The following is a 24,679-nucleotide window of genomic DNA, read 5'->3' as shown; positions in this document are numbered from 1 at the left end:
ATGTCTCACACTAGCAAATCATATACACAGATTGCGCTCCAAAAATTCAAACAAGATTTTTGGGGCGTTTTGTGTTTTTGGATTATTGTAAGCATTGCTATAGTAGCAGCCTTTGCTTACTTCATTATCCCTGACAACTCTAAGAATGCTAACGCAGGAGACCTTGCCCTTCGTTCTCAGAGCCCAGGTTTTACAGTATCTACTATCACTATTCCTACAGACACAGATCGCACCTGGAGTGAGCTTTGGTTTGGAAGAGAAGAAGCTACTAGATTTATCCCTATTAGTGAATATCACATTACTAACGATACCCTATTCTATAAGGGGTATAGTAACCAACCACAACTAGAAGAAACTAAAAGCATAGCGCTGAGTTCTTTAAACAACGCTAAAGAATCCGAGATTATCAAACAAAAGAAATATTGGTTAGGTACAGATAACCAAGGAAGAGACTACCTAAGTAGACTAGTTATTGGTGCTCGAGTATCTTTATCTATAGGCTTTGTAGCTGTGCTAATATCTTTAGTGATAGGTATCACATTAGGCGCTATAGCCGGTTACTTTGGCGGAAAGATAGATGCCTTTATTCTTTGGTTGATTAATGTGTTTTGGTCTATACCTACCTTACTGTTAGTGATTGCCATTACTTTAGCCTTAGGCAAAGGTTTTTGGCAAGTATTCATCGCTGTTGGACTAACGATGTGGGTAGAAGTAGCTCGTGTAGTCAGAGGACAAGTAATCAGTGTAAAAGAACAACAATACGTAACTGCTGCCCATGCTTTAGGCTATTCTAACTACAGAATCATTACTAAACATATCTTGCCAAACTGTATGGCTCCAGTCATCGTAATTTCGGCTGCTAACTTTGCTTCTGCCATTTTAGTAGAGAGTGGACTAAGTTTCTTAGGTTTAGGAACACAAGTACCTACACCTAGTTGGGGTGCCATGATTAAAGAAAACTATAACTATATCTTATTAGGCAAACCTTATTTAGCCTTATTACCAGGCTTTGCTATGTTTGTACTAGTGATAAGTTTTATGCTGATAGGCAATGCCTTAAGAGATGCCCTTGATGTTAGAAAATAACATCCCATCCTTATTTTTTCCTTATTATCCTGGAATAAGCGATAGACATATAAACGAAAAGCAAGTATACAAAATAGGTCTGAATTACTAATAAAAGCATACTATAGTATGGTTTTAGAGCTAATGAAAGAGATATGAAGTAGAATAGCTTTATCGTATTTGACTAATGCTTAATCTGGGTTTAACTAACGCTGATTCTAGGATTATACACAATGTCAAAGAACATACTATAAGTCATTACTTACGGTGTATCCAATCTAAATCAGATACAGCACAAAAGTAAATAACCTTATTTATGTTCTTTTCAATATTGCTCATAACGCCCTATTATGACGATAATGAGTGTATATGGTAGCAGAAAGTGGGACACTGTACACCCTAAAAGAACTTTAAGGCACAAGTAACTCTCGTATATCTGCCTTATTCCCATTATAGATATTTAAGTCCACCTTACCATCTATTCCATTGATAACCCCTTTCTCTGTAAATTGCCAGAAATGCCAGTCAGGCTTTATTTCTTCAACAAAGAAGTTGTAGTTAGCGATCCATAATACATGATCAGGGAACCATTCCTTAAGGTGATGTGTATAGTAATTCTCTCCCGAATACAAGATCGGTTTTACTTTATAATGCGCTTCTACTAGCTTGATCCAGTTTTGCAGTCCTTTTCTAAGATTCTCCATAGACTGCTCTTTAGGCATATCCTCTATATCTAATACAGGAGGAAAGTCTCCTTCAGATATTTTCACTAGTTTGATAAAGTTTTCTGCTTGCTCTGTCGAATTTTCATCAGGGCGATAATAGTGATATGCCCCTCTAATAAAGTGATTTGCTCTAGCGCCTTTCCAGTTTAGATGAAAAGCTTTGTCCTTGCCATCTTTACCCATAGTCGCTCTAATAAACACAAAGTCAAGAGAAGCTTTACCAGCTACAGAATCCACCACCTTCCAATCGATCACCCCTTGATAATGGGACACATCGAAGCCGACTAGCATACTATCATGTCTATTCAACACCTCTACAGTACGCACATCATAGATAGACTTGCCTTCTGACTTGTCATCAGAGCTAAAGAAATAGCGTATTCCCTCTCTAAAATGTAACCCAAACCAAATACCTATTCCCACTAATACCACGATGATGACCACCCACTTCACAGTAGTCCATGTAGATGATTTAGTACTCTTCTTTCTAGAAGGTTTTCGTTTTGTTGGAGGTTTTCTCTTTGGTCTAGCCCCCACAGCAGACATAGGATTTGAATTAGTTTTATTAGAAGCCATCTCTCTTTAGAAAAAAGCAAAATTAATCCTTTTATTGATATTGAATACTTCTAGAAGCTATAACTTTTACACAGACTCAGCACCTTGTTTTAATTTGAGTACAGGCACAGGTAGTTCTATATTATTCGCCTTAAATTTCTTGTCTATCTCAAAGCGGATCTCACTACCGATGCGATCGTTATCAAAAGCGTTATCTATAAAATAATACAAGATAAAACGGATAGAAGATTCTCCGAACTCATCTATAAACACTATAGGTTTAGGTGTTTTTAGCACCTCATCATTATCCTCTACACATGATAATAACACCGATTTGACTAACTCTACATCCGTCCCTATAAATGCACCTACATTAATCCTAGCACGTATCACAGGGTCCTCATGCGTCCAGTTATTCATAATATCGTCTATCAGTTTTCTATTCGGAATCACGATATCCTTTCTATTACGCGTCTCAGCGATAGTACATCTAAGGTTAATGACCTTCACACGAGCCACCTCACCTCTTATCTCTACCACATCACCAACGTTCAATGTCTTGTCAAACAAGATGTAAATACCTGCTATCAAATCTCTAAAGATATCTTGTAGTGCAAATCCCAAACCAACAAATAGAGCGGCTGAAGTAGTCAAAAACATACTGATATTTATCCCTACTACATTCAGGATAAAGAAAATCATAATCAGGTAAATAAAGTAATTAATGAAATTAAAAACACTCCCTAGCCTAGCCGCTACATCAGGAGTAGCCATACGTATAAATGCTTTTTTCAACAGCCTCACCCCTACATTAGTAATCATAAGCGTGAATGCGATGAATAATAAGGTACCTATCGTAATACTGATAGACTTACTCGTATATAACTCAAACTCTAATACAGTTGCCAGCAAATTTTTTAATTCCATTCCTTTTTCCTTGATTAATCCTTAGACATTATAATTTAGACTCCACTTCATACAAAAGTCACACCATTCCTCTAAATTCAATATTTAAAGAATGAAATTTACAAAAAAAGATGATACATAATTTCTAATCAATGATAATATCAAGAAACATATTTTCTAAAAGCTAAAACGAATACGAGTAGGTCTATACAAAATAATGATGTAAACTCTCGTACTGCTATATAATATTTGATTATTGTATTGCTACAAAAAAGTTAATTAAGCTATAACTTTACACCAATAAAAAAGCCTCTTCGTTTGAAGAGGCTTTTCTGTGCGGGTAAAAGGACTCGAACCTTCACACCTTGCGGCACCAGATCCTAAGTCTGGCGTGTCTACCAATTTCACCATACCCGCGAATCAGTGGAACATCCTGTTCCTTTAAGACGTGGCAAATATAATAGATTTTTTTGCTTAAAAACAAATCTTAAATAATAAAAAAAATCATTTATTTTTAAAACTCTTATACAGAGACTTTTAAAAATAAATGATTCCTAAAATAATTCCATAAAAAAAGCCTCTTCAAATGAAGAGGCTTTTTTGTGCGGGTAAAAGGACTCGAACCTTCACACCTTGCGGCACCAGATCCTAAGTCTGGCGTGTCTACCAATTTCACCATACCCGCGAAATCTAGTGGAACATCCTGTTCCTTTAAGACGTTGCAAATATACAACAGGTTTTTTTATCTGCAAGAAAAAAATTGTATTTTTTTATTCTTAGCTTTGTGAGTAACAAAATCAATGTATCCTTTTATATTATGAAAGATTCAAAACAATTTGTTCAAGAAAACAAGCAACGTCTTTTAGATGAGCTAATTGAACTATTAAAAAAGCCGTCTATCAGTGCTGATAGCGCTTATTCTCAAGATGTAATCAACACTGCAGAAGCAGTAAAAGAAAGTTTAGAAAAAGCAGGATGTGATATAGTAGAATTATGCGAAACACCTGGTTATCCTATCGTTTATGGTGAGAAAATCATCGATCCAGCTCTTCCTACAGTATTAGTTTATGGACACTATGATGTGCAACCTGCTGATCCTATTGAGTTATGGACTTCTCCTCCATTCGAACCTGTAATCAAAACAACAGATCTACACCCTGACGGAGCAATCTTCGCTCGTGGAGCTTGTGACGATAAAGGGCAAATGTATATGCACGTAAAAGCGTTCGAATACATGATTGCAAACGATGCATTACCATGTAACGTGAAGTTCATGATCGAAGGAGAAGAAGAAGTTGGTTCTGTAAGTTTAGGATGGTTCGTAAAAAGAAACCAAGAGAAACTTAAGAATGACGTAATCTTAATCTCTGATACAGGAATGATCTCTAACGAACAACCTTCTATCACGACAGGATTAAGAGGACTGAGCTATGTAGAAGTAGAAGTAACTGGACCTAACCGTGATTTACACTCTGGATTATATGGAGGTGCAGTAGCTAACCCTATTAACGTATTGACGAAGATGATTGCTTCTCTTCACGATGAGAACAACCATATCACAGTACCAGGATTCTATGATAAAGTAGAAGAATTATCTCGCGAAGAAAGAGATGAAATGGCTAAACGTCCATTCTCTTTAGAAGACTACAAACAAAAACTTGATATTGACGATGTATACGGAGAAGCAGGTTATACGACGAATGAGCGTAACTCTATCCGTCCTACATTAGATGTGAATGGTATTTGGGGAGGTTATACAGGCGAAGGTGCTAAAACAGTTATCGCTAGTAAAGCTTTTGCTAAAATCTCTATGCGTCTTGTACCAAACCAAGACTGGGAAGAAATCACGGAACTATTCAAAAAACACTTCGAAAGCATCGCTCCTGCAGGAGTACGCGTAGAAGTAAAACCTCATCACGGAGGACAAGGATATGTGACTCCTATCGACTCTATTGGATACCAAGCTGCTTCTAAAGCATACACAGATACATTCGGAGTAACACCTATTCCAGTACGTTCAGGAGGAAGTATTCCTATCGTTGCGTTATTCGAAGAAGAATTAGGTTCTAAATCAGTAATGATGGGATTCGGATTAGACACTGATGCGATACACTCTCCTAACGAACACTTCGGAGTATTCAACTACCTAAAAGGTATTGAGACTATTCCATTGTTCTACAAATACTATACTGAAATGATGAAGTAATCCATCATTAACTATAATACTAGAGCGAGTAAGAAATTACTCGCTTTTTTTATGCCTTTTTTCTTCCCCTTCATTCTACTAGTAGAGAAACAATAGAATCACAATCGCATACTGATCGCATTAAAAACGACCAAAAATATGCGACCGCTATGTAATCACTATCCGATAACTATGCGATAAGGGCATAAAAAATACAATAACGAGTACCCTAACAACGTCTTCTGTGTTCCATTAGTTTATGTTATATTAATGTCTTTTTAGAGGAATTATATAAAACTACTAGGCGATACACCGAACTTCTTTTTAAACATCGTAGAGAAGTGTGCATAGTTCTTATAGCCAACTGACCTAGCTACCTCTTCTATGCTATAAGTTCCCTTAGAGAAGGACGTTAATAAACGATATGCCACATTCATTCTCATCTCTAATACATACTCATGAATAGTCATCTCAAAACACTGCTTAAATCCTGCTTGCAGCTTCGTACGATTCATTCCTATGCGCATCGCTAATTCTTCTATGGTATGTTTTAGATGACTCTCTTGCTCTAAGAGCGCCTTTAGATCATATAATCTACTTACATCTTGAGCATGTATGCGCTGAGCGTGTTTTTGGTCTACATCAGATTGCACCTGATTTAACTGTAATGCCAGAAGTAACATTACTTTGCCCTCGATAAACAAATCTTTTACCATACCCGTATAAGGACACGTATTGATTTCATAAATGAGCTGTTTCATATCAGGAGTGATTGTGAAACTATCGTCTCCTAATACGGCGATTTCACCGAGAGACATCTTTTTTAAGAATTGATAGCTCTCCTTAGACTCCTCTTTCAAGTTACGGGTTAACCAACTTTCTCCTATTTCGATCTCACAGCTTATAGCACTATCACATACAGGATCATATAGATAACCATCTAGTACAGGCAGATAAAACAAGGTACACTTTCCTACTTCTGTATAAATAGATGACTTCTGCTGATAGCGTGCCTTGTACTCCGTATATCCCTTATCTAGCTCATAATGGAGTTGTATATAAGGCTGTTCCTTATACACATACGTCTTACTCGCAGTCTGTTGAGTACTCTGATAGAAGTGTAGATCCAAGTCTTCTGTACACAGTTGTCTATGCATCTGTACATACCCTTCTCCTCTTCTACAGTCGTCAAAACCTAATCCTACTCTCATACACGATCTTATTATTGCAAAAAACAAACATCATACTGCAAAAACCAGATGTATACCTCTTTAGCTTTGCTTAGTTGTTTTTACTAATTCTAAATAACAAAGATAATACATCTAAAATAGACTCAAATGAATAAAATAAACTTAGCTCAAGAATCAGATTCTCTAAAAGACTTTTGGCAGTTAAAGAACTTAGGAAATATCAATGATCACACCATCAATTTAATAAAACTACAAGGAGAGTTTGAATGGCACTCACATGACCATGAAGACAAACTGTTTATGGTAGTAGATGGAATCCTAGAACTTCACTTTAGAGATAAAGTCATTACTCTTCATCCTAACGAATGCATTATTGTCCCAAAGGGAGTAGAAAATAAACCTGTAGGAAAAGAAGAAGTTACTCTGATGCTTTTTGAACCTAATAGGATGTAGTAGATAGTGAGTTGTTGTCGCGGATTTTTATAATCCGTGGCACCCTATCTACTCGTTTTCTCTTGTATCCACATCCCAAAGAATTTACTACTCTGTACACTGTGATGTCTTAGTACCTCACTTATAAAGTTGGCTCTACGCGTCTCTTTTAGATTGCTAAACATGGTATTGACAGCACTATAAAATAAGTCTCCATAATACTTACTATCATAATTAGCCTTGATAAGCTTCACACCATATTCTTGCTTCTCTTTCCATAAAGATTCTGTTGTATAAAGCTCTACTGCTCTATCCACGAATTCTTCTACATCATCTGTGATAAAACCGTTCCATTCATATTCCCCACGCATTGCCTCTCCACCTACAGACGAAGACACAGAAGGTGTACCCACTCTCATAGCATCAATAAACTTCCCTTTAATCCCAGCTCCAAATGGTATAGGAGCTAGCATTACTCTAGCATCACTAATGACCTCTAGGGCATCATCTGCTCTACCGTGTACTAAGAACTTATCGCGCTCATTGTGTAGTTGCATCACTTTAGGAGAAGGATAAGCTCCATAAATATGCATTCTTGTCTGTGGCAACTTCTTGCGCAACAGCGGCCATATTACCGTCTTTAATCTAAGAACAGTCTGCCAATTCGGCTCGTGAATAAAGTTCCCTATAAACACAAAGTCCTCTCTCTCCTCATATCCTTTCCAATTACTAATATCCTCTGACGTAACCTCTTCTTCCATAAAAGGGATAAACAACAGCGCATTCGGTAATATATGGAACTTCTCTACTAATAACTTATACTCATACTCTGAAATAATCAAAGTCAAATCACATCTCAGTATACTAGCTAGCTCACGTTTAGTACGTTCACTATATAAATATTCTTCTATATCCTGTCCTCCTTTTTTCTGCATCTCCTGACGAGCAAATCGAAGGAAGTGTAAGTCTTCCGTATCTAATATCGTCATCGCATCAGGACATTGTTCTGTCACACGCCATCCGAACTGCTCCTCTATCATAAAGCGGTCATACATCACTATATCAGGCATCAGATCAGCTAATACCTCATCCGTACGTACATCATTTAACCACAGCTCTACTTCAGTCACCCCATAACAAGACAAATCATCACTCACCTCAGACTTTTTCGCTGTACTCCCGAAGTAGATCTGCATCCCCCAATCTTTAAAACATTGCAATAGCTGAAGCATGCGCTTCCCCGCTGCAGAGGATTTAGACTCTGGCCATACAGGTCCTATAACTAATATTTTCTTTCCGGATAAATTGTGTTTCATAAACTATTGCTTAAGTCTTTCTATCTGTGTATTTATTGTAAGAAGATAATCTTTCTTTAAATCCTCTGATAAGAACGATTTATTGATAAGCTCCACTGCTTTTTTATTCCATTCTTCTATTCTAGAAAACACATTGTTTACCTGTTTTTTATTCAACTTCAATACTTCTGCGAAGCGTTCAAAGTATGCTCTATTTTGATTCTTCTTTTTGCCTCCTAAATTTAAGGCAAAGTCATCCTTATCTTTAGGTAGAACTATTTTTACATTTAACAAATCATACGCAGGTGATAATCCCCACACATTATCTATACATAACATAGAAAAATTCTTTAAGTGCATATCATTGTTCCCTATAATAAAATTAAAAACAGCCAACTCAAAGAAACGCATCTTATCTAATGCTGTATAAGATGATAATTCTCCTATCTCCTTACCCACTTGCTCCATTGTGCCAAGATACTTATCTTCTAATTCTAGGATCTGCAAGAAATCAATCATGTGCAGTTTTTTGCTATTTGCAGTTCTATCCACTCTTTTTGTTATATAACACAACTCTCCTGATGCCATTCTAATTAAGCTAGAAGACACTACGTTGATATCAAACAACTCTGCCAAACGCATAGACAGATGTTCATTCTCAGGCATCTGTATATAGTTTTCGTTCTGTGGTTTTAATATGTAGAGTCCCTCTAAGGCATCCAAAATAGTCATTCTACCAGACTGTCCATCACCTATGTTTTTTTCTACAACACCCATTGATAATTTTGGTTGTACACCAGGAACGGTCACAGATCGCTCTACAACACTTTTAGCTAATTGTGCTATTTCACTCATCTCGTAAGACAAAACAGGAGCTACTACAGTTCCAAAAAAGTGTTTAGCACAGGTATCGTGATATTCTTGTTGAGTTTCATCACTAAGTACTTCATAACAATATAAACATCTACTCATCTTCTTCATTTATTATAGGATGTACACTTACGGCACCGATACAATTTTGACAACATGCTAATAAAAGCCCCATACGATCATTACTCTGTATTTTCCAGCTTTCAGTAGCAATGTTTAATAGCCATCCTTCAGGTATTAATCCATCAAAAAAAGGAAATAATCGATTACTTCTATAAACTTGTTTACGAACAGGCATCTGAAAGGTGATGAACTGCTGCCCATACTTCTCTATATACTCTGCTAGATATTCGAATACATATTCTCCCTGATCAGTCTCCGTTAATACTCCTGCATTAACAGAATCATACTTAACTAATGCCCTTCTCATAATTCCTTAGTATTTATAGGCCCTAGAGTATGTCCAAACATGATAAGTACTTCATTTACCTTAGCTAAGCTTAAATTATCTTTCCCTTGCTCTATCTTTCTAATAACAGTCAATGCAACTCCAGCCTTATCAGCTAACTGCTCTTGTGTTAAACCAACCCTTTTGCGGTGTTCTTTAACAAACTCTCCTAATGATGTGCTCATATACTCCAGAATTAAATACAATGAAAATCTTAACTCATATTATATGTAATAACATATAATTATACACAAATATACAAAACTATATGCAATTACATATAATCAACCTCTAAAACATCATTTTATATGCAATAACATATAATACAGACAAAAGCAACTCTCTTATAACGATAGGATAATCCAATAATACAGTATGTTACTACCTAATAATTGCTATTTTTGCATAAAACGAAAAGGAATTATGCTTGGATTAAAACTATTAACAGACCCTCGATGGGCAGATATCGCTGAGTCTAACTTAGAAGAGATATTAACAGATCACTGCTGGTGTGAACAAAAAGCGGCTACGAATGCCATCACACTGATTACGTATAACTCAGAGCACGAAGACTTAGTGACTGCGATGACGGAGATTGCTATCGAAGAGATGCAACACTTCCAGATGGTACATAACATCATTAAAGAGCGTGGATACACACTAGGTAGAGAACGCAAAGATGACTATGTTGGTCAGCTGTATAAATTCTCTAAGAAAGACGGTAGCCGTAATGAGTGCTTCATTGATAAACTATTATTCGCTGCGATGATAGAAGCGAGAAGTTGTGAACGTTTTAGAACACTATCTCAAAACATCAAAGATGAAGAGTTAGCAAAGTTCTATCACGAACTAATGGTATCAGAAGCAAATCACTATACTACATTCTTAAAGTTCGCTAAGAAATACACAGAGAAAGTAGATGTAGACAAGCGTTGGAAAGAATGGCTTGAGTTCGAAGGAGAACTAATCCAATCTTATGGAAACAAAGAACACATACACGGATAATAGTAAAGAGCTTCAGCTAATAAACTGAGGCTCTTTACTTTTACAATATCTAGAACCCCATTTTTAACTTTGGATATACACTATCATTCCCACTAAGGCGTATTTTGATATTCAGATTAAAACCTTTTATTACAGGTATCCTATCCTCGTTAAAGGGGATACCGTATCCCAGTCCTATATCCATCAGATTCAATAATGATATCCCTACTTGTGGCTGTACATGTTTGGTAGAGGCTTTTGCCCCGTAGAACAATAGTCCATTACTCTTTGTAACATCCACATACGGCAACCAATGCCATTCCTTGTGATAAGGAGTAGCCAATACACCACCTCCTATGAAGAGCCATCTCTCATTAGAACTCAATACATCATACTCCACTCCTAACTGAATCATGCTATGCGTTCCTTGATTATACCCAACATTAAATATAGGTTTATAATCAGAATTACTGCGTTGTCCCCAGCCAGATACAGTCATAAGACAAACTCCTAAAACAATACTTAATTTACTCAGCATAAGAATTCTATATTTTTAGAAAACATCAAATCAATTATACACTAATATAACGACTAAAATAGTATGTTACCTTTTGCACTAAATATTTTGAAATACACAAAGAAAATTAATATTGACTAACGTTCTAAAAAGAACTATTTTCTTTTTATGAAAACACAGTATATATGCAAAGATAAAGAAAGCCTGAGTTATCCCCAGGCTCTTCTTTATTCATCCTTACACAATCTACACTACACTTAAGAAAGCACTTGTACTGCTATACTTCTTAGCTTCATCTACTATGATCAACCACACTGAGTTATTCTTAGCCCACTCAGCAGGGATATTAGCAGAGATAGTCCCCGCCTTACGATTAGCCTGATTCTCTATCACGTAAAACTGGTTAGCATCTTGATTATACACCACGAAGACCATATCATCTTTCTCCTTTGCCAATCCTATTCCTACATCAGACTTCCAATTCACAGTAAGTTTAGCATTCTCTATCTTCACATCACTTACGATAGGCACAGGCAATACCCCTTTAGTGATCACTACCTTAGCGTAGTCTATTGCTAAGTCACCATCTTTCTCTATTACCGTTTCTAATAACTGATAAGACATCGCTAAGTTGGTTCTAGACTTAGCCCCTTGATACTCTCCGAAATACTTCCCAGTCAATTGATTCAACGGAGATAAGAACTCTGCTACTAGTTTAAACTTCGCACGTTGTTTTAACTGTCCTTCCGTTGCAGGTTTACCACTCTTTTTTGGCAAGCTTCGGATAATGTTTTTACCTCTCCAGTTCACCCCTACTACAGTACCTACTTTTCCTTGTACTCCTCCTAAAATTCCTTTTTTAATTTCTGCCATGATTTCTAATTTTTTAAAATGGTTATTAATTATGATATCAGATTATTACTCAGTAGCTACTCTATCGCTTAATCTTCTGATACAAATCTATTTCATATCAAAAACTTTATTTTAAATCATGACTTTTTTAACCACACATGACCTATTCTAGTCACTTATGGTCGCATATAGTGGGACACTATACACTACTTCTTACATCAGATCTACACCCAAACTAGTAAAAACAGAAAAGCCTTACTAGTATAAAACAGTAAGGCCCTTCTTCCCTTTAAAAAAATGTAAACAATTCTTCTTTCTATAACGTTACTCTCTTAGAATTTCTTAACAGCTTCTGTTGTAGTAAAATATCCATTAAATAATAACTTCATCTCCTTATCGCCGAAAGCTTTAAAGTCAAATTCTCCTTGGCTCACAACACCATATTTTCCAGCACCAACCCCATTATTTGGTATTACTAATCCTTTCGTTTTTAATGTAATATCAGTCAATCGATCTTCATTTACTTCATATGATTGGGCATCTTCCCCTTCTAACATCAAAAACACACTTCTTACGATCCAATCACTTGAATCACTTAAAGAAACACGTTGACCGAAATCAGTAATTTGATTCTTACTATTCACCTTAATCGTCGGGTTTGGAATCCAAACTGTAATACTCATGTTATTAGCAGCTTCTCCATTTATATTCCAAACATTGATTTCTACAGCATTCATCGTTTTTCCATTTAAGAGATACACTCTGTCTTTAACCCCAGATTTATACTTATACTGGCTTACGTCAAAGGTTAACTCATGAATCTCATAATTTTTACCCCCTATCCAGAAGTAACTCGTGTCAGCTAACACCTCTACAGTGACCTTATTACTCTCCTTATAGCCTTCGCCCCCACGTGCTACGAAAGTGTATACACCTATCTCTGTCGGAGTATATTCAGTTCCCTCTATCTCTGTTCCGCTCTCTACATGGTATATTTTAGCAGCTACGGTCTCTTTAGAATCATTTAATACGTCGAATACGATTTTGTTTCCTACGATTAACTTGCTCTCCTTTACCGATAGATTTATGTTTACATAAGCTTTCACTTTAATATCTACAACCTTGCTAGAAGTATACCCCGCCTTCTTCGCTACTACTTTAAAATCTCCTGGTTTCATAAACTCATATAGTGCATTCACCTGTGTCTCATTGATGAAGATTCTAGCACCTTTCACCTCTTCCCCTTTTTGGCTTTCTACCTTTATAGATACCTTATCACCTACGTAGTAGTTCTTCTGTTCAATTTTTACGACTAACTCACCTAATTTTTCATCATCTATCACAGCATTATCATCGCTACTACACGAAGCTAATAATGATAGACCTAGAAATAAAAATAAAATTCTCTTCATAACTTTTTTAACTAAATAATTTTAATTACAAATTAACAAAATTCACTTTTTATTAACTAAAACAAATCAAATATGGTACATACCAATTGCGTATTTTTTAAACAAACCTCTCTAATTGATAGAATTTTAACGAAAAGAAAGCCTCTAGCAGAGAACAAATAATAACACTCATCACATATATCAGAACAATTAATTATACTATTCAAATATTTTACATACTACTTCTAACCGACAAGCAGTCAAATTCTTCTTTAAGAAAACATTTTAACTACTATTAATCAATTGATTAACAACTAAAAAAACTCTTTAAACCCTATTTTCAATCATTGTACTTATTATCATTACTTTCATTAGAAAATGATGAAGATAATTCCTATCTTCATCTAACGATAGAGCCAATAATTACTTACTTTTGTTATAATAAAACATTACTAATTCACCGATTATGAAGTTTATCCCTCTAGCAGAGATAAAGCACTTATTACCAGAGGACTGTTGGTATAAGCATGAGAATCTAGACTTGCCGATCTTATATTACGAAGGGCACCAGCAGTGGGAAGACCCGCTAAACCTAGATACCATCTCTGCCCAACATTATACTGATGACCTTATCCCGTTTATTCTTATAAATGGCAATCTTACTGTACCCCAAATTTTCAATGCTAATACAGAGATTTCTACAGGACTAGTCGTACTAGGTAGCCTTACTACTAATAATATAGCAGTAGGAGGACAAGGTATCTATGTCAAAAGAAATCTAAGAGTAGCAGAGGTATTCTGGGGAGATTATAATCATGGAGAACTTATCGTAGGAGGTACCATACGCGCTAGACTGTTTATCAATACAGACTATGGTGTAGACGACTATCGCTTCAGTATGAAAGATCGCATAGAGATAGACTTCTTGCTAAACCATGACTTAGAACGAGACGTAGCAGAGCCTACAGTCCTATTCCATTTGATCAAACCAGAATTCTTATATAAACGAGAAGAACTAGATGACACCATATATTCTTGGGCAAATTGGTTGCGTACTGATGCTATTTTACAATCATTCGCTCAGAACCAATCCATTCTACTAGAAACGCCTAATCCTGCCTATGCAGATGAGAAGTACCCATTTGCTTTTGCGAATAAGGAGGTGAACCTAGACAACCTAATGAAGCTAGCAGGTGGTAGCATCTTTAATCAAGATCACATCCCTACTGGAGAAGAGATCGTCATAGACTATGCAGAAGAAGATATGTATAAGCGTATCTCATTTACGAATGGGAACTCGTACACCACATCTGTGTACTTCCAGTACCAAGACTTATATGCTATGCTAGTTACCATAGAGAAGAAAAAGTCTCTACTTCCATTCTCTAAAGACTACGCCTTACAGACCTTCTATAGATACCCTACAGAGCTAGATCAGACTTGGCAGCCGATGGTGAATACCAGTATAGCCGAATCACTGACCATCGAATGGGAGAAACTATTAGTAGAATACAGTGATATGATTGGTATCTATAATAAGAAACAGAAGATCATCACCGTAGCCAACTTTAACGATATCATGAAGCGCCCTGTCGTACAGCGACTAGGTCAGCGATACTATGAACAGGAAGACTCTACGATATACTACTGTGGACAGCAGTGGAGATTCAGACTAGAGGACAGAGCTGCAGGTCATGCTCCACGTATCACGATACAGAACTACCTCGGCAAAGGCAAAAATGGAGAGAACCAATACGAGTACTTCCACTACGAGCTAGAGCAAGACCCTGACCCAAAAGGCAAGCCGTACATACAGCTGTATTACCAACGTGAGATCAGCCCAGAGGCAGATGTATTCTTCTTAGAAGTATCTACGCGCAGACGTATGCTAAAAGCGATTAACTACTTCGTCTACCTACAGAAGTACATCGAACGCGTATGGATAAAAGAAGAGGTCATCCTCACTGAGGAAGAAATAAAACTACGCGAAGCTAAAGAGAAAGGTAACACCTATCTTAAAAGCATCCTAGGACACCGATAACAAAAAACGAGACCAGTGGTCTCGTTTTTTTGTTGTTACTATATTAATTATAATATAACGTCTTTTATCGTTTAGTAGCCCATTGACAAAACCCAATACTTTAACCTACGATATGAAAACATCTAAATTATAGTGATTTGTTTGCTGTAGAGAAAAATCGGAATTTCCGATTTTTCACAATGTATCTATTACCTCACAAGTATCCCTCACCACTAAATAAGATTATAATAAAGAAACTCTCTAGTACAATAAAACCGAACTGCATAGGTATAAATATCATTAGTGATTTAAACATACATCTCCTAGTTATTCTATAATTTTAATGATTATTTACACATGATACTTTGATCACCTCTCCTTCAAGAGTGAATACTTCTGGACATCCAAAACTATAACTCTGTACTCCCCAATAAATAGGTGGTTTATCTTTCATAAAGGTACCTATCCTTATCCGATCATACGCATCAGTATATCTAGTCATATCTGTCCAATCTGGATTGATTTGATTTAAATACTTTGATTCACTGTCTTGAAAAAATCGAGTATGTACCACCTTATCAGTTCCTCTCTCTGTTATTGTTATTAAGTAACCATAACACCCTCTTTCACCTATTAATTCATAACTATACAAATCATATTGAATATAATGACTTTTAAATGCTTTTTGTATCTTCCAATGCTGATTACCACAATATGAACTTTCATTTGCATAATCTTCCATTACACTTAATGATAATACCAATTTTTCATTCGTTATTTCAGCCCATTCCACTACCTCTACATCTCCTTTTACTTTAAAAGGATTACCTTCCCTACAGCGATATAAGCATACCCATAATGTGAATATATATTCGTTAATAAGGATTGATCAAAGGCAAGTCCAACATCATATGATAAGTCTCTCCCTTCTGCTATATCATACTCATTTAACATACCTACAGGTCGCAACTTAGACACTGGAATACTATACCCTTCATTATAACAATAGTTGTAATAAAAAATAGAATCGTTACTAGACATTTTAATATCTCTAAACACTTCCTCTGCCATCTTAGGCTCAAGTGTTATATAACTACGTTCTTGCTCATTCATATTCCTAACATACTCTTGACTAACATAATTTTTCCAAACAAAACTAGAGTATTCAGCTCCACCCTCTCTACTTTTTATTAGCCCTTCTATGGGTAAAAACACTTCCTTTTTTTCTTGAGAAGAATATACCTCAATAAGTTGTCCGTGACTACTAATAGTCATTAACATCAATACTAAATAGATTAAATAACTTCTTTTCATTTTCTTTTATACATTAATTAAATATTGAAGTAGACACAATGTTTTCCATCTCTACATACCTACAGAATGAAATAAAACGAATGCCGTAGGCACACACTCCTAATTCTTAATTTTAAATTCCTAATTAAATGTGAGACCTTTCCTATCGTCAAGGTGACATACGGTATGGATAAAGAAAGGTGTCAATACATTGCGGTAGACGCAAAATATTGCAAGGCGTATCAATGTGGAATAAACAATATCTGTTTATCGCATGTGACATACATTATGTGACACGGATGATAATCCGTCTCTACTTTGATATACAAGACGTACATTATTCCTCATTATTCAGTATCATTTGTCAATTGTTCATCACGTATAGCTTCACGGTCTATGGCATGTGGGCATACCTTATGTGACACGGATGATAATCCGTCTCTACTTTGATATACAAGACGTACATTATTCCTCATTATTCATTGTCAATTGTTCATCACATATAGCTTCACGGTCTATGACATGTGGGCATACATAATGTGACACGGATGATAATCCGTCTCTACTTTGATATACAAGACGTACATTATTCATTGTCAATTATTCATCACGTATAGCTTCTCGGTCTATCGCATGTGGCATACATTATGTGACACGGATGATAATCCGTCTCTACTTTGATATACAAGACCTACCTTATTCCTCATTATTCATTGTCAATTGTTCATCACATATAGCTTCACGGTCTATGACATGTGGGCATACATAATGTGACACGGATGATAATCCGTCTCTACCTTTATATACAAGACGTACATTATTCCTAATTAAAACTAATTTCCTTTCATCACGTATAGCTTTACGGTGTATTGCATAGGGATTTTTTTACCTTTTAGAGAAGCAGGTTCCCAGGCGTTCATGGTTACCTTATCGATTAGTTGGATAAGGTGAACTTCCATCTCCTTGTCGAAGTCACTACGCACTACTTCTATATAAGATGCAGTACCGTCAGGCTCTATCATAAAGTCAAAGATAACAGAGTGGTCATAATCCACAGCATTAGTAGGAAATTTCTCCTTAAAGGCTTTGGTCAGATTGCGAGATAGCTGTTCGATACTGATACGAGAGCGCACAGGAGTAGCCTCCTTACTATAGCTCTTGGTAGTCTGATCGCGGTTAGGAGGAGTGTTATCCTTCTTCACTTGAGCTGTGATATCAGCAGTAGTCAGTAGTGCAAGCACAGCAGATACTAGTAGTATTTTCTTTTTCATAAACAATTTGTTACGTGCGATTTAGCACTGTATTTTTATTTCTTTTTAGCAATACCTAATTAACTGTGATATCCCCTATTTATTATATCGCAGTTCAACATTCTCAGTATGTCCTTTTAAATTAATTAAGACTAACACACACTTCTATCCGCGATATAGCCTATCTTTAGCTCTACATACATAATCAAACACAACTATGAACAAGCTTATCCTACTTATCGCTACACTATTCTGTACGATATCTTACGGCCAGAAGATCAGTGACACGCCTCTTTCGGAGATCACGGCTACTTATCTAGAGGTAACCGTATCTGGAACTCCTCTATCAAGTAAACACTATGCCAACATAGACTATGGACAAAAGGCGAATAATAAGCAACTCAAGAATGACGATGGTACACCTATGATTTTTAATTCAGTTATAGATGTGATGAACTATCTAGACAGTAAAGAATATGAGTTGATTCATATCAATAGTAACGTTGTTGATGGATTTACGAGAACCAACTACTTTTTTAGAAAGAAGAAGTCCACTTCGTGTACATGTACCTCATCTACTCCTATGATACCTGCATTGGGATAGCCTAATCCTTCCTAATTCTCATCTCCGCTATCTCTAGGTGGAGCGATGCGCTATGCCTATTAATGAACCGATATGGAGATAATGACTCTAAAATCCCTTTTTGCCTCAGTATGCCTGACTGAAACTAAAACAACACACTGATAATCAAATCACAGCAAGACTTCATTTTTATCTCGTTCGGAAACTATTCGGAGAGTAGCAGTGATTACTTGGATTAGAAGGTGTTTTACCGAACTATAGTAAATCTCTATCCGAACCATCTCCTTACTTCATCAATAGTTGATCTGAACCATCTACACCTCATCACACAAAAAAATAGCGATATAGGCTCTCTTCTACATCGCTATAGCCGTCTCTTAGTACCTACTGATCGCCTCTAGCACCTCTTGTTCATCTAGATTCGTATACTCACAGAACTCCGTGTAGCTGACATAAGCTTCCTTAGGTTTGCGGTAGACTGTCTTGATCTTTCGCAGCAGTCTTAGGGACGTCGAATAACTCTTACCCGTGATAAGCATGACATCTTTTGGGTAAATACAAAATCTCGTTGGTTTTCTTCTCATAACATTTTACTTTTTTGATGGGTTTATAATCAGGGCACAAGATAGCATAAGCGGTCAAAAAGAGCAGATGAGTCCAGCTCTAGTCCATTTATTGAACCACGTAACGAAACAAGAACAATGTTTCGAATACAAATGCACTTCTCTCGCTTTTGACAATATTTGAATAGTTACATTAATCCGTTTTTGAAAGGTATTTATCCTTTTATTTCTTCTAGTAAAACAAGCCTTATAACTGATTAAATAAGGTATTGTAACCATTTATAAACTACCTAAAACCAAAACCCCTTGTAATCGAAACTTTGTTTATAAAGTATATTTTTAAATGGATTCTCTTTTTTAAATTTGATACTATTCTAAAGCTATTTATCAACTTAAAAAAGACAATATGAAAAACATCAATTACATCAAGCATCTCAACTTTTGGTTCGAACTACTAAAGGATAATCCTGCTGTAAAACCAACCCATGTTAGCTTATACATCGCCTTATTCCAACAGTGGAACCTCAACCATTTTACAGAAACATTTATTATCAATCGTCCTGAACTGATGAGCCTGAGCAAAATCGGGAGCAAGACTACGTACAGTAAGTGTCTCCAAGAGATGGTGGACTGGGGATGGATAGTCTATACACCGTCTACGTCTAGCTATAGCAACTCTGTGATGAAGATCATCTATACTCTGGATATCGTAGAGCGACACAAGAAAATAAAGAAGGCTAAGTCTGATACGTCTAGTCCAAAAAATGGTACAGTGCACCAGTCCACTACTTGTCCCGAAAGTGGGACACTAGAGGAGGTCAGCACTTGTCCCGAAAGTGGGACAAGTCGTGGACTAGTAGTGGGACACATATATAAAACTATAAACAATAAACAAAAACATATAAATATAAATAATTCAACAATTTCAAAATATGATGAAGCGCTATAAAACTAGTTTAGAAGACACATACGATTTGGTTGAGAGAACGAAGCAGTATGATTTTAATACCTGCTTATCTTATATCCTCGAAAGAGGAAAAAAATTATATGGAGAAGAGTTTATCATTAATCCGTTTCACAAAGATGCACTGTACAAAGTGCTTATCTATGCCATAGAAGATCACGCTACACTAGAGAAATTAGATTTATCGCTAGATAAAGGTTTGCTCATCATGGGGGCTCCTAGTAGTGGAAAGACTGCTGTGATGCAGCTGGTCAAACCTTTTTTCTCGAGAAAGAAACAGTATGATATCAAGACGTGTCGCTCACTCTCGCATGATTTTATGCAGAGAGGATTCGAGACGACTACACGATACGAAAACATCAATGCGAAACCCTTCTGCCTAGATAACCTTGGCAAAGAACAAGTGGCAAAACACTACGGGTACGCCTGTGAGGTAGTTACGAATATCATCGAGAGTCACTATGAGCAACGCTTTGATCAGATGTACCCTCGCATACATATCACTACCTCACTCTCTCCTACTGAGATAGAGGATAGATATGGACAACACTTTCGCAAGATGCTACAACAGCTCTTCAATGTTATCGTGATAAAGTGATGGGAATTGGGGAACGGGGAACAGAGTTTGGAAAATAGGGTATTGGGAATGAGAGGGAAAACAATACATTATGTCTAAATGTTTTGATATCAGCATTCCTTATCTATGCAGGTTGCCATCATGATGATAGTACAATTCATTTGTGGAGTTAGAGAGATAGTAGGCTTAAGTCGTTCTTTGCATTCGTTAAGAAACAAAAAAGCCAAAAGGAAGTATCCTTTTGGCTTTTCAAATGTTCAAAATAATTAATCTTATCACTTACACTTACTATATGAACATTAGATAACAAACTTACGATAATCAAACGAGTCTAAACTAATAGTACCTCTATCTTTCAGACAATGAAAGATTCTTTTTCACAGCAATAATAATTTTCAAAATGCTAATATATACATATATTCAAATATATTTTAACATTTTAAACAAAAAATAATTATTTATTTAACATTATAAAATAATTAATTCAGTATGAGGTGTTTATGTTTATAATCTGTGATACGTTGTGTGGCTAAACGTTGTCGGCTGTATGTAATACAGCCCTACGATGGTGTCGAATAGACGTGGTATACTGTGTGGCTATACGTTGTCGACTGTATGTAATACAGCCCTACGATGGAGTTGAATAGACGTGGTATGCTGTGTGGTTATACGTTGTCGGCTGTATGTAATACAGCCCTACGATGGGGTTGAATGGACGTGGTATGCTGTGTGGCTATACATCATCGGCTGTATGTAATACAGCCCTACGATGGGGTTGAATGGATGTGGTATACTGTGTGGTTATACGTTGTCGACTGTATGTAATACAGCCCTACGATGGGGTTGAATGGACGCGGTATACCTACTGTGGTAGTAATTTCACTAAAAAAAGAAAGCGTGATATACTAAGTATATCACGCTCTATCTATTGTTAATACATTTATTTTTTCAGTACTAATGTTTCTTTCTTGCTTTCTTTATAATCTTTAAACTTCAAGTCATATTCTATATAAGGATCATATACTCCTTCTAGTTTAAAGCCGTACTTTCTAGAAGCCCCATAACGAGTATCTTCTATATCATTATTCTCAAATATTACTTTACCGTCTTTACTAAATACACGTACTCGTGTAATCTGAAACCAATTAGGATTATCATAAACAAAACCAGCATTAATACTATTATCTTTAATCTCTAGTGTAGCATGACCATGTGCTGCTCCATCTACATAATTTAGTCCTCTTACTGTAGTAGAAACTGTTATTTTATCAAAAGGAGCTATTACATTTAGCTTTGAGCTTGAATTTATACTTGGATCTTTTTTACTAGAAGCAGTGATAGTCACAGTTCCTTTTTTATTAGCAAAGGTAGTCACTACTCCTTTCTCATCTACGGTAGCAATAGAAGGATTACTAGAAGTAAACACTAACATACCTTCTTCTATTCTATTTGGAATAGTTAATACTTCTAATTCGAAAGTGGTACCATATATAATATCATATTCTTTCGGTAACATAGCAATATCTGTAATATCTGGTTCTATAACCTCAACCTCAATAGTTTGCTCTTTTCCATTAGGAGACTTCACACTTATTAAAACACCACTTCCTAATGCTAATGGCTCTGCTAGTCCTGTTGAACTAATCTTAACAATCTTCTCATTAGAACTACTCCATATTAATCCAATAAGCTCTGCGTCTTGAGGATAGGCAACTGCTTTTAGTTGTTCTTTTTTATTCAATATTAATACTCCATCTAACCCTACAATTTGCAAATCGCTTATCTCAGCTGGTTTAACAACAACCTTAATAGTAGCTTTGACTTGTTTATTAGTTGCAGCCGCTGTAATGTTCACTTCCCCTTTAGCAAAACCTGTTACTACTCCATCTTTTATTTTAGCAAAGTCATTATTATCCAATGTCCAAGTCAGCTCATCTTTCGCCACATTCTCTAAGGTTAATAATTCGTTTAGATCAATAGTATTTCCTCTGTGAACTTCTACTTTCTCTTGCTTGAAAACGACCTTAACATCTGCGACTATCAGCTATAGGGTAGCTTTCTTATCACTGTTCTTTACAGACGCAGTAAGTGTAGTCTCTCCTTTAGCTGTTGCTTTAATCGTAGTACCTGATAAGTTGACAATCTTATCATTATATCCAGTCCATTGAATAGTCTTAGTATCTGCATTCTCTAATATTAATTCATCTAATAAATTAAAACTTTCGTTGACTAAAAGTTGTTTCTCTTTTGTTTTGAATTCTATTTTACTTGGCTTAGTTGGTGTACCTCCGTTATCATCACTAGAAGAGCAATTAAACAGAAATAAAGAACAAGCTACAAATAATATACTCTTTAATTTCATAATAATAGTGGTGTTTATATTAACTGTAAATTAACATAAAAAACTCAAGACTAAAAAAACATTTTTTAGACATTCATTTAATAAACCACACATTAATCTCCTCCACCACCGCAACCTCCACAGCTACTACCACATGAGCTACCTGAGTCGCTACTACAGGAGTTATCAGAGCTACTATTACATGAATTTTCAGAGCTACTATTTTCAGAATTAGAATAGTTGCTAGATAAACTAAAAACACCTATCAATGCAGCACCTAGAGCTGTATTACCATTTAATAAATAAGACCATTGCCAATTATTATCTTTACTCTTCTTCGGTATAATAGTATCTTTATAATATGTTATTAACCCTGTAGATATTTCATTTTCTAAGAAAAAAACCGTCTTCCCTATAGCATAAAGAATAAGAATAAATGTAAGGATAGCAACCATCAAAACAGGTTTATCTCTACTTATTCCAATAATTAATCGAGTGAACACTAATAAGGTCAATACACCTAGTATTTTATTATTAAAAGAACATATCTTAGCAATCGTATCTGATGTTTTTAAGTAAGCTAATAAACCTTTCATACTTACTTGTTGATTAATAAAAACGGTTTTCTCCTTAAGTATATCAACTAACAATTTATACTGTCTTACTTCTGTAGTTTTTAATTCTTGTAATACAATAGCCTGCTCCCTATTCTTGACAATATGATCATGTACAAATACTATTTCATCCTTCAATCCTATTTTTATATTGCCTTGTTCTATCAATTCATTAAGTGTTCCTATCACTCCTTCTTTTACTCCTTTATGCTTTAAATACATTAACTCATAGGGATATAGATCATTAATAAATGAAGTAGGACTACTATCAGTAAATATCTGTTGTATTTTAGATTTAGGATATCTCTGAAGTAATATTATAACCCCTACAAAAGCCAATACACTAGTAAACATAAAGACTGAACTACCTATATGAATATAAAAAGGCAATAAAAGGGCAAAAGCAATTGGTATAAAAACAACAAATAATATAATACTCGCAATAGAGATAGATACTAAACTTCTTATCGCAGGCTTTATATTCAGACTGTCATACATCGTGCGATACTCCCATATCTCTTTAGGTTGTTCTCCGAATGCTTTAGTATAGAGGGTGGTCGTCTGTTCTTTTGCTTCGCTAAATTTGTCTATCTCTGTACGATTATGTGTAGAAGGGATATGCTGTATATCCTTACCTAACAGCTTACAGAAGCGATTATAGCTCTGTGTGAAGATAAGGTGCTGATGCCATACGATATCGACAATATCTGATGGTGAGACCATCTGATTAGAAGTGGCAGCGAGATACATAAACTTCTTGTATTCTAATATAGCTGATTCTGTAAAATGCTTAGTCCATAAGTTCTCTTTCGCTAAGCGCAATACGAACCCATACTCATCTGTCCATTTATCTAGTTGGAACGCTTCTATCTTTGCCCAAAGTTCTTTATTCATTCTCTTCTCGAGTTTAAGTAATATAGAGTTGGGGGCTTCTATATGTGTTATCAGAACTAAATGTAAGAAGAAAAAGTTAAACCTCTTTTATCAAACTGTAACAATCTAATTCATATTCTAATGACCTTTGTTAAAAAACAGAGAAACTAGCAAAAGAAAAGTGTT

25 protein-coding genes and 2 tRNA genes are annotated in these 24,679 nt (G+C 35.8%); 8 read left to right on the top strand and 19 right to left on the bottom strand.

Annotated elements, in window-relative coordinates; all coding sequences use genetic code 11:
- Window positions 1-1,086: an ABC transporter permease gene (locus E0Z07_RS06990; RefSeq protein WP_006257537.1), complete on the top strand. Its 1,086-nt coding sequence runs from the start codon at window positions 1-3 to the stop codon at window positions 1,084-1,086.
- A 389-nt stretch (window positions 1,087-1,475) separates the two neighbouring features.
- On the opposite strand, the gene E0Z07_RS06980 is transcribed toward E0Z07_RS06990, so the two are convergent.
- From E0Z07_RS06980 to E0Z07_RS06965, 4 genes are all read right to left on the bottom strand, one after another.
- The gene (locus E0Z07_RS06980; RefSeq protein WP_006257538.1) at window positions 1,476-2,366 is read right to left on the bottom strand and encodes a glycoside hydrolase family 25 protein; all 891 of its coding nucleotides are present in this window, start codon (window positions 2,364-2,366) and stop codon (window positions 1,476-1,478) included.
- A 66-nt stretch (window positions 2,367-2,432) separates the two neighbouring features.
- Window positions 2,433-3,272, bottom strand: coding sequence for a mechanosensitive ion channel family protein (locus E0Z07_RS06975; RefSeq protein WP_006257539.1), 840 nt, complete (start codon window positions 3,270-3,272; stop codon window positions 2,433-2,435).
- A gap of 314 nt (window positions 3,273-3,586) precedes the next feature.
- Window positions 3,587-3,668, bottom strand: a tRNA-Leu gene (locus E0Z07_RS06970).
- A 186-nt stretch (window positions 3,669-3,854) separates the two neighbouring features.
- A tRNA-Leu gene (locus E0Z07_RS06965) sits at window positions 3,855-3,936 on the bottom strand.
- A 132-nt stretch (window positions 3,937-4,068) separates the two neighbouring features.
- Here E0Z07_RS06965 and E0Z07_RS06960 point away from each other — a divergent pair.
- On the top strand, window positions 4,069-5,457 hold the full coding sequence (locus tag E0Z07_RS06960; RefSeq protein ID WP_006257540.1) for a dipeptidase: 1,389 nt from the start codon (window positions 4,069-4,071) through the stop codon (window positions 5,455-5,457).
- Window positions 5,458-5,723: 266 nt separating this feature from the next.
- Here E0Z07_RS06960 and E0Z07_RS06955 read toward each other — a convergent pair whose 3' ends face one another.
- On the bottom strand, window positions 5,724-6,647 hold the full coding sequence (locus E0Z07_RS06955) for a helix-turn-helix domain-containing protein (RefSeq protein WP_131540514.1): 924 nt from the start codon (window positions 6,645-6,647) through the stop codon (window positions 5,724-5,726).
- Between the two features lie 126 nt (window positions 6,648-6,773).
- On the opposite strand from E0Z07_RS06955, the gene E0Z07_RS06950 reads away from it, so the two are divergent.
- Window positions 6,774-7,079, top strand: a complete 306-nt coding sequence (locus E0Z07_RS06950) for a cupin domain-containing protein (RefSeq protein ID WP_006257542.1) — start codon at window positions 6,774-6,776, stop codon at window positions 7,077-7,079.
- 44 nt (window positions 7,080-7,123) lie between these two features.
- Here the strand turns inward: E0Z07_RS06950 and E0Z07_RS06945 are convergent, their stop codons facing one another.
- Genes E0Z07_RS06945 through E0Z07_RS06930 form a run of 4 tightly spaced genes read right to left on the bottom strand, consistent with a single transcriptional unit; the run spans window position 7,124 to window position 9,856 of the window.
- Window positions 7,124-8,374, bottom strand: coding sequence for a glycosyltransferase (locus E0Z07_RS06945; RefSeq protein WP_131540513.1), 1,251 nt, complete (start codon window positions 8,372-8,374; stop codon window positions 7,124-7,126).
- 3 nt (window positions 8,375-8,377) lie between these two features.
- A complete protein-coding gene (locus E0Z07_RS06940) occupies window positions 8,378-9,325 on the bottom strand; it encodes a HipA domain-containing protein (RefSeq protein WP_225581904.1) in 948 nt (315 codons plus the stop codon).
- A complete protein-coding gene (locus E0Z07_RS06935; protein ID WP_025125596.1) occupies window positions 9,318-9,653 on the bottom strand; it encodes a HipA N-terminal domain-containing protein in 336 nt (111 codons plus the stop codon). Before E0Z07_RS06935 ends, E0Z07_RS06940 begins: the two co-directional genes overlap by 8 nt.
- Complete coding sequence (locus E0Z07_RS06930; protein WP_006257546.1) at window positions 9,650-9,856, bottom strand: type II toxin-antitoxin system Y4mF family antitoxin; 207 nt, start codon at window positions 9,854-9,856, stop codon at window positions 9,650-9,652. Before E0Z07_RS06930 ends, E0Z07_RS06935 begins: the two co-directional genes overlap by 4 nt.
- Before the next feature lie 238 nt (window positions 9,857-10,094).
- On the opposite strand from E0Z07_RS06930, the gene miaE reads away from it, so the two are divergent.
- Window positions 10,095-10,676, top strand: coding sequence for a tRNA-(ms[2]io[6]A)-hydroxylase (gene miaE, locus E0Z07_RS06925; protein WP_006257547.1), 582 nt, complete (start codon window positions 10,095-10,097; stop codon window positions 10,674-10,676).
- A gap of 49 nt (window positions 10,677-10,725) precedes the next feature.
- On the opposite strand, the gene E0Z07_RS06920 is transcribed toward miaE, so the two are convergent.
- From E0Z07_RS06920 to E0Z07_RS06910, 3 genes are all read right to left on the bottom strand, one after another.
- Window positions 10,726-11,193 carry a hypothetical protein gene (locus E0Z07_RS06920; protein ID WP_006262686.1) on the bottom strand — a complete coding sequence of 156 codons (468 nt, stop codon included), beginning with the start codon at window positions 11,191-11,193 and terminating at the stop codon, window positions 10,726-10,728.
- 225 nt (window positions 11,194-11,418) lie between these two features.
- Window positions 11,419-12,045 carry a DUF6266 family protein gene (locus tag E0Z07_RS06915; protein WP_006257549.1) on the bottom strand — a complete coding sequence of 209 codons (627 nt, stop codon included), beginning with the start codon at window positions 12,043-12,045 and terminating at the stop codon, window positions 11,419-11,421.
- A 311-nt stretch (window positions 12,046-12,356) separates the two neighbouring features.
- Complete coding sequence (locus E0Z07_RS06910; RefSeq protein ID WP_131540512.1) at window positions 12,357-13,436, bottom strand: hypothetical protein; 1,080 nt, start codon at window positions 13,434-13,436, stop codon at window positions 12,357-12,359.
- Window positions 13,437-13,881: 445 nt separating this feature from the next.
- Here E0Z07_RS06910 and E0Z07_RS06905 point away from each other — a divergent pair, with 445 nt between their 5' ends.
- Window positions 13,882-15,456, top strand: a complete 1,575-nt coding sequence (locus tag E0Z07_RS06905) for a hypothetical protein (protein ID WP_131540511.1) — start codon at window positions 13,882-13,884, stop codon at window positions 15,454-15,456.
- A gap of 319 nt (window positions 15,457-15,775) precedes the next feature.
- On the opposite strand, the gene E0Z07_RS18230 is transcribed toward E0Z07_RS06905, so the two are convergent.
- The 4 genes from E0Z07_RS18230 to E0Z07_RS06895 form a co-directional block, all read right to left on the bottom strand.
- Complete coding sequence (locus E0Z07_RS18230; protein ID WP_225581905.1) at window positions 15,776-16,228, bottom strand: hypothetical protein; 453 nt, start codon at window positions 16,226-16,228, stop codon at window positions 15,776-15,778.
- A gap of 17 nt (window positions 16,229-16,245) precedes the next feature.
- Window positions 16,246-16,749, bottom strand: coding sequence for a hypothetical protein (locus E0Z07_RS18225; protein WP_225581906.1), 504 nt, complete (start codon window positions 16,747-16,749; stop codon window positions 16,246-16,248).
- A gap of 326 nt (window positions 16,750-17,075) precedes the next feature.
- Complete coding sequence (locus E0Z07_RS18385) at window positions 17,076-17,204, bottom strand: hypothetical protein (RefSeq protein WP_255404265.1); 129 nt, start codon at window positions 17,202-17,204, stop codon at window positions 17,076-17,078.
- 357 nt (window positions 17,205-17,561) lie between these two features.
- Window positions 17,562-17,999 carry an energy transducer TonB gene (locus E0Z07_RS06895; protein ID WP_131540510.1) on the bottom strand — a complete coding sequence of 146 codons (438 nt, stop codon included), beginning with the start codon at window positions 17,997-17,999 and terminating at the stop codon, window positions 17,562-17,564.
- A 196-nt stretch (window positions 18,000-18,195) separates the two neighbouring features.
- Between E0Z07_RS06895 and E0Z07_RS06890 the strand changes: the two genes are divergently transcribed.
- The 3 genes from E0Z07_RS06890 (at window position 18,196) to E0Z07_RS06875 (ending at window position 20,686) form a co-directional block, all read left to right on the top strand.
- A complete protein-coding gene (locus E0Z07_RS06890; RefSeq protein ID WP_131540509.1) occupies window positions 18,196-18,582 on the top strand; it encodes a hypothetical protein in 387 nt (128 codons plus the stop codon).
- Between the two features lie 948 nt (window positions 18,583-19,530).
- Complete coding sequence (locus E0Z07_RS06880) at window positions 19,531-20,073, top strand: hypothetical protein (protein ID WP_131540508.1); 543 nt, start codon at window positions 19,531-19,533, stop codon at window positions 20,071-20,073.
- Window positions 20,057-20,686 (top strand): hypothetical protein, encoded by a 630-nt coding sequence (locus E0Z07_RS06875; RefSeq protein WP_131540507.1) that lies wholly within the window; start codon window positions 20,057-20,059, stop codon window positions 20,684-20,686. The genes E0Z07_RS06880 and E0Z07_RS06875 overlap by 17 nt, the downstream gene beginning before the upstream one ends.
- A gap of 919 nt (window positions 20,687-21,605) precedes the next feature.
- Here the strand turns inward: E0Z07_RS06875 and E0Z07_RS06870 are convergent.
- The 3 genes from E0Z07_RS06870 to E0Z07_RS06865 form a co-directional block, all read right to left on the bottom strand.
- A complete protein-coding gene (locus E0Z07_RS06870; protein WP_225581910.1) occupies window positions 21,606-22,706 on the bottom strand; it encodes an Ig-like domain-containing protein in 1,101 nt (366 codons plus the stop codon).
- 3 nt (window positions 22,707-22,709) lie between these two features.
- Entirely contained in the window at window positions 22,710-23,027 is a 318-nt protein-coding gene (locus tag E0Z07_RS18220) for a hypothetical protein (RefSeq protein ID WP_225581907.1), read from the bottom strand.
- A gap of 92 nt (window positions 23,028-23,119) precedes the next feature.
- Window positions 23,120-24,514, bottom strand: a complete 1,395-nt coding sequence (locus tag E0Z07_RS06865; protein ID WP_131540506.1) for a glycine-rich domain-containing protein — start codon at window positions 24,512-24,514, stop codon at window positions 23,120-23,122.
- Between the last annotated feature and the right edge of the window lie 165 nt (window positions 24,515-24,679).

The sequence above is a fragment of the Myroides odoratimimus genome, from assembly GCF_004337635.1.
In the GTDB taxonomy this organism is placed as follows: domain Bacteria; phylum Bacteroidota; class Bacteroidia; order Flavobacteriales; family Flavobacteriaceae; genus Flavobacterium; species Flavobacterium odoratimimum.
The sequence above is the reverse complement of the archived record's forward strand: the minus strand, read 5'-3'. Positions and strand labels throughout refer to the sequence as shown.